The organism is Virgibacillus sediminis (genome assembly GCF_042643265.1).
Taxonomy (GTDB): Bacteria; Bacillota; Bacilli; order Bacillales; family Amphibacillaceae; genus Virgibacillus_O; species Virgibacillus_O sediminis.
This window is the reverse complement of the sequence record NZ_JBHRRZ010000001.1, coordinates 186,587-192,638: the sequence shown is the minus strand read 5'-3', so window position 1 is coordinate 192,638 and position 6,052 is coordinate 186,587. Positions and strand designations below refer to the sequence as shown.

5 protein-coding genes and 1 pseudogene are annotated in these 6,052 nt (G+C 42.0%); 2 read left to right on the top strand and 4 right to left on the bottom strand.

The features are described from left to right. Nucleotides 1-235: 235 nt before the first annotated feature. Nucleotides 236-1,427: pseudogene (locus tag ACFODW_RS00940) on the bottom strand (M14 family metallopeptidase). A 137-nt stretch (nucleotides 1,428-1,564) separates the two neighbouring features. Here ACFODW_RS00940 and ACFODW_RS00935 point away from each other — a divergent pair. After that, nucleotides 1,565-1,804 carry an indolepyruvate ferredoxin oxidoreductase subunit alpha gene (locus tag ACFODW_RS00935; RefSeq protein WP_390301524.1) on the top strand — a complete coding sequence of 80 codons (240 nt, stop codon included), beginning with the start codon at nucleotides 1,565-1,567 and terminating at the stop codon, nucleotides 1,802-1,804. 83 nt (nucleotides 1,805-1,887) lie between these two features. Here the strand turns inward: ACFODW_RS00935 and ACFODW_RS00930 are convergent, their stop codons facing one another. After that, on the bottom strand, nucleotides 1,888-2,157 hold the full coding sequence (locus tag ACFODW_RS00930) for an acylphosphatase (protein WP_390301521.1): 270 nt from the start codon (nucleotides 2,155-2,157) through the stop codon (nucleotides 1,888-1,890). 138 nt (nucleotides 2,158-2,295) lie between these two features. Between ACFODW_RS00930 and ACFODW_RS00925 the strand changes: the two genes are divergently transcribed. Beyond that, entirely contained in the window at nucleotides 2,296-3,822 is a 1,527-nt protein-coding gene (locus ACFODW_RS00925) for an FAD-dependent oxidoreductase (RefSeq protein ID WP_390301518.1), read from the top strand. A gap of 273 nt (nucleotides 3,823-4,095) precedes the next feature. Here the strand turns inward: ACFODW_RS00925 and nadA are convergent, their stop codons facing one another. Together nadA and nadC are read right to left on the bottom strand one after the other, a co-directional pair. Next, complete coding sequence (gene nadA / locus ACFODW_RS00920; RefSeq protein WP_390301515.1) at nucleotides 4,096-5,205, bottom strand: quinolinate synthase NadA; 1,110 nt, start codon at nucleotides 5,203-5,205, stop codon at nucleotides 4,096-4,098. Beyond that, on the bottom strand, nucleotides 5,202-6,047 hold the full coding sequence (gene nadC, locus ACFODW_RS00915; RefSeq protein WP_390301512.1) for a carboxylating nicotinate-nucleotide diphosphorylase: 846 nt from the start codon (nucleotides 6,045-6,047) through the stop codon (nucleotides 5,202-5,204). The genes nadA and nadC overlap by 4 nt, the downstream gene beginning before the upstream one ends. Between the last annotated feature and the right edge of the window lie 5 nt (nucleotides 6,048-6,052).

The window sequence follows — 6,052 nt, the reverse complement described above, 5'->3', positions numbered from 1 at the left end:
TCCGAGACCCCGCAGTGTGGGTTTTCACGAGGAGGCTCGGGCGTTCGTCCGCGGAAAGGGAATGGTTCGTGCTCCTGGAGGCAAGAAAAAAAGCTTGTAGAAAAACACGGGGTTTCTCTACAAGCTGTAAAATAACAGGGTTAAAACCCTGTTATTTTACTTTTCTTACCTACAAATGAAGCAGTGAAAATCTTATTGATAAAACATGTTAAATCCTTCTATGTTAGCAAATAAATTATAAGTAAAGATTAGCAAGCAGGATTCCTAAACTTTCTTCATAAATTTCCGGGAACTGATCTATAGGCAGGGGATTTACGCCACTGCCAAGTTCTACTGTAAAGCCCGGCCTGCGGAATTCCTGAATAAACCAGTCCTTATATCCCGCATAACTATCAACGTACTGGACAAGACGATAACCGCTTACCCGCCCAAATTCCGAAGCGATAAGTTCTGCTTCCGGTGGTTCCAACCCCTCAAATCCCCAAAAAATTACTTCCCCTTGGGTGTGAAATGCGCTGATTCGCAGAAAATCCCTTTCCCTTGCCAAATTCGCCATAGCCAAAGATTCAGGCTCTGAGAGCGGGGAAGGGCCCGGATAATCCCTTGGCTGGGGTGAATCCGGCTTTCTTTCTGCCTCTATCTCCCATAATGCAGGAAATTGATTGTTTAAATCCACGCCACGAATATTTGCTTTCCAAGCAGAAAAATCCTTATTTCCATTATTTATAAGCAACACTTCAGATTGAAAATTGCCAGCTGAGGAAGCACCCTTAATTACGAGATTGACTCCATCTGGATTAACCATCGGAACGGTTGAGAAAGTATAATCCATATATGATGGCATCATAAAAAGGCCTCGCAGTGGCAGACTATTTGTCAAAGAGCGTGCATATTCATTGAGGAAACGGACGATTACAGGAGTGGTAATCCATTCATTGGCATGAAAGGAACCATTCACATGTACGGAACGGGGGCCATTTCCCACCCTCAATTCAGTTAACTCTTTGCCCTGTACAGAACTGCCTGCAGATCCAGAAGCAATAAAAGGATATATCTCTAATAATCGCTCGATATCCCGCTGCATTTTTTCGTACGTATATCCACTGACATCTGAGACGATCAGTCCCGTTATCCTCCTCGGTATAAGAATTTGGCTGCCGACTAGCAATGCCATGGGGTCTACTAAAGGATTTACCAAGAAAAGACTGTCTAGAGGGAGATTGTTATTCATAGCGATTGACCATAAAGAGTCATCAGAAGTGATGGTATACTCTTGTAGTTCATAGCCCGGTATCTGCTACCTGGCGTCCCGCGTACAATTGCTCAGCACTGATCTGCGGATTGGAGTCTTGAACGAGAATAACCGGAATATCAAATAACTGGCTATAATACCAGTAGGAATCCCCTGGCCGTACAGTAATCTCCATTTCGATTCTCTCCTTATTTCCGAATGGTAAATCTTATGTAGACAAAACCAAAAGATGAATATTTTATTTTCCAGGTAAAATAAGGTATAATATTATAATAGATTACTTCACGAACCAAATGGAAGGAGGAGATTCAGTTGGCATTTGTCATTACATCGCCTTGTATGGAAGAGAAATCGGGGGAGTGCGTGGAAGTATGCCCGGTTGATTGTATAGAAGAAGGGGAAGACATGTTCTATATCGACCCTAATATTTGTATTGATTGCGGAGCATGTGAAGCAGTATGTCCGGTAGAAGCCATTTATATGGAAGATGAGGTTCCGGAAGAGGAGCAAAAATACATTGGTATCAACCAAAAATTCTTTGAAGGTCGATAATGGACAGGCCTATGGTAGATGTTTTGATACTGTTCATCTACATAATAACATCCGTCAGCTTGCGCTGCTGGCGGATGTTATTATTATTTTATGGAGAAATCTTTATAACCTTTTTCCGAAACAGCTGTTTCTTCCTTTATGTCGTTTACGTGAATCGAGGGGGTCAGTCCGTCCTTAAGTTTGCTGATATAGTCGTCGAGTTTATCTTTTGGCCCTTCTACTTCCAACTCCACACTGCCATCGGATTTGTTTTTAACCCAACCTGTCAAACCCATCTCCTTGGCCTTTTGCTGGGCTGAATATCGAAACCCCACTCCTTGGACGGTTCCTCTGATGATAAAGTGTTTATTCATGAGATCACTCCTTCCTTAAAAGTTTATTTCCTTTCCATTCCAATTTTAAAACACGCTTTTACATAGCGGATTCTTCTTAGGGTAATACTAGAACTATTAAAACTCTAAAAAGCAATCTATACAAAGGAGCTGTTGCATATGGACGATCATCAATTGCCAAACAGTCCGGAAGCCTATTGGAGGGACAGTGTCGAACTGCCCTCATTCCCACAATTGAAGGAAACTATTTCTGTGGACATTGGAATAGCAGGTGCAGGGATCACCGGTATAACTGCAGCCTACCTGCTTTCCAGACAAAATTTGAAGGTTGCCGTATTGGATGCAGACGAAATACTCAATGGCACCACAGGACACACTACCGCAAAAATAACGGCACAGCATGGTTTGATTTACGATGAATTGATCCAGCATTTTGGCAAGGACATTGCCGGCAAGTATTATCATGCTGCTGAAGAAGCCAAAAAATTGATTAAAGAGAATATAGACAGGCATCAGATAGAGTGTGATTTTCAAAAACAAGACGCCTATATCTACACCAATGATAACTCCTATATCACTAAACTCGAAAAAGAGAAGGAAGCTTACGATAAATTAGGGATTCCTGGTGAGCTTACAGAGCAAGTTCCATTGGACATTCCTGTAAAATCTGCATTGATTATGAAGGAGCAAGCCCAATTTCACCCACTTAAATATTTGAAAGCACTAACTGAGCTTTGCATAGAACAAGGTGTCCAATTTTATGAACATACGACAGCAACAGATGTAGAGTATAACCATAAACCAGCCATTCTTACAAAAGACGGTCACCGCGTAACATGCAGGAATATCATTGCAGCCACACACTTTCCATTCCAAGATAAGCGAGGGCTTTATTTTGCACGAATGTACCCGGAAAGATCCTATGTGGTCGGGATTAAATCCCATCAAAAGTATCCAGGTGGAATGTACATCAATGCTGAATCGCCAACGCGATCCATTCGTTCAGCAGCAATCAACGGAGAGAATATGTGGCTGATCAGCGGGGAAAATCATAAAACAGGCCAGGGTAAACCGACCGAGGAACATTACAATGCATTGAAAGCGTTTGCGGAAAGGAATTTTGATGTGAAGGAGGTCGTTTACCGGTGGTCCGCACAGGATTTAACTACGTTGGATAAAATCCCGTATGTAGGTTCGCTCGAAAAAGACCAAGAACATATATTCGTAGCAACTGGTTATCGGAAATGGGGTATGACAAACGGCACTATCGCAGCAAAAATTCTTGCTGACAAGATTTTAAAAGAAGAAAATCCATTTGCAGAAGTATATCAGCCATCCAGATTTAAGGGGCATCCGGGAATTCGGGAATTTGCAAGCATTAACATGGATGTAGCAAAAAATATGGTTAAAGGCAAGCTTGAAAAAGCTGAGCGTAAAATTGATGAATTGGCTGCAGATGATGCGGCAGTTGTTCGTATTAATGGTCAACGAGCTGGAGCATATAAGGATCAGGAAGATAATCTGCATGTCGTAGATACTACATGCACACATATGGGTTGTGAGGTTGAATGGAATTCCGGTGATCGAACATGGGATTGTCCATGCCATGGTTCAAGGTTTTCTTATAATGGGGATATCATCGAAGGTCCAGCACAAAAACCATTGAAGAAAATTGACTACCAATAATAATACGTAAAAAACACACGGTAAAAATCATTAATTAATCCGTGTGTTTTTTTGTTTAATATCTCACTATCACAAGTATACTTAGATATTGAGACGAAAAATGATCTTTTGCCTGTAACTTCCGATAATAAATATTATGTAAACTAGAAAATAAATGTAAAAACTGCAGCTTATTTTCTAACAACTCTTACTCCCTCTCCTCTTCGTAAATCCACCACTAACATGCAGTAATAAAAAGCTGGTCTTCATCACTGCATGTTAGTTTCCTTGCATTTATTTTCTGTCCAGCATTCTGTTAAGTGCCTGGACTGCTTCACGACTTACAGAGTCTTCCACTTGTATTTGATTGACAACTTTCCCTTGGTCAAGACTTTCCAACGTCCATAAAAAATGTGGCAGATCAATACGATTCATGGTCAGGCATGGACACATATGTGGATTTAATGAAAATACTTCTTTATCCTTATGTTGGCCCTTCAGACGGTTAACCAAGTTCATCTCCGTCCCAACCGCCCATTTTGTACCTGGTGCTGCTTGATCAATGGTTTCAATAATGTATTTCGTAGAACCAGCATAGTCGGCAGCTTCCACTACTTCTCTGCTGCATTCCGGATGGACAATAACATTGACTGCCGGATCTGCATTGCGAGTCTGCTCTATATTATAGACGCTGAAATTGGCATGTACGGAGCAATGTCCTTTCCAAAGGAAAATTTTTACGTTTTGAAGTTCACCGTCATATTCAAATGTCTCTTTGATTGGATCCCAAACTGCCATTTCTTCTGGTTTAATACCCATTTCATGGGCAGTGTTTCTTCCCAAATGCTGATCAGGCAGGAATAATACACGCTCTTTCTGAGTAAATGCCCATTCAAGCATTTTTCTGGCATTTGACGAGGTTACTGTAGCCCCGCCGTTCTTTCCTACAAATGCTTTGATGGCAGCTGTTGAATTAATATAGGTCAGCGGTAAAATCGTATCCCCAAATGACCCCTGCATCTCTATCCACCCTCGCTCTGTCTGTGCAATATTTGCCATATCAGCCAGGGAACAGCCTGCCCTCATATCAGGAAGAATGACCTTTGTGTCTTCTGTTGTTAGGATATCTGCTGTCTCTGCCATGAAATGCACCCCGCAGAATACAATGAATTTGGCAGCCGTATTATCGGCAGACAACTGGGCAAGCTTTAAGGAATCCCCGGTAGCATCCGCAAATTGAATGACTTCATCCTTTTGATAGTGATGACCCGGAATGAACAGTTCCCCCCCCATTTTTTGTTTCAGTTCACATACGCGCTCCTCCATTTCTGTTGCCGACATTGTCCTATAGTGCTCCGGTAGCATGCTGCTGTTCTTATTTTGCACCATCTCTAAAATACTCATTTTTTCCCTCCCTCATTTACTTGAAAGCTAATATCTAGAGCTTTAACTGAATGTGTCAAGAATCCAAGTGAAATATAATTAACCCCTGTGCCTGCATAAGCAGCCAAATTTCCCGGATGGATGCCGCCAGATGCCTCGGTAATGATATGGTTTGGTACAAGCATGGAAAAGGCTTTGACTTCATCTGGTTTCCGGTTGTCGAACATTATCACATCTGCGGCCGCTTCTATGGCCTCCAACACTTCTTCCTTTGTCTCGGTCTCCACTTCAATCTTCACCATATGGCCTATCTCCTGTCGTACAGCACGGATCGCTTCCGTTATGGAACCGCAGTAAGAAATATGATTATCTTTGATCATGACTCCATCATCTAAGCCATAACGATGATTCTTGCCGCCACCTGACCTAACTGCATACTTTTCAAACATTCTCAACCCTGGTGTCGTCTTTCTCGTATCACAAATTTGAATGGATGGATCGTCTAACGTGGAAATACAGCTGCGTGTAAGTGTAGCTATACCGCTCATCCGCTGTATTAAATTCAAAATCACCCTCTCACCTGTAAGCAGCTTAGTAACTGGCCCGGTAACTTCGGCAATTGTTTCTCCCGCATGAACCTCCTCCCCGTCTTTAAGATAAACTTTGGCATTAATGGAGGCGTCAAGCTGCTGATATGCGGCTTTAATAATATCAAGCCCGGAGACTACTCCATCCTCTTTTGCAATAAACACTCCCCTTCCCTGTTTGTCTGCAGGGAAGATAGAATTGCTTGTTATATCTTGACCACCTATATCTTCAAGCAAAAAATACTTGAGTTGTTCGCTTAATTTTAATCGATTCATCTTAT

Bases quoted from the DNA above. Each gene is read 5' to 3' on its own strand.
- ACFODW_RS00930 (WP_390301521.1), bottom strand. From the start codon at position 2,157: ATGAATAAACACTTTATCATCAGAGGAACCGTCCAAGGAGTGGGGTTT.
- ACFODW_RS00925 (WP_390301518.1), top strand. From the start codon at position 2,296: ATGGACGATCATCAATTGCCAAACAGTCCGGAAGCCTATTGGAGGGAC.
- nadA (WP_390301515.1), bottom strand. From the start codon at position 5,205: ATGAGTATTTTAGAGATGGTGCAAAATAAGAACAGCAGCATGCTACCG.
- nadC (WP_390301512.1), bottom strand. From the start codon at position 6,047: ATGAATCGATTAAAATTAAGCGAACAACTCAAGTATTTTTTGCTTGAA.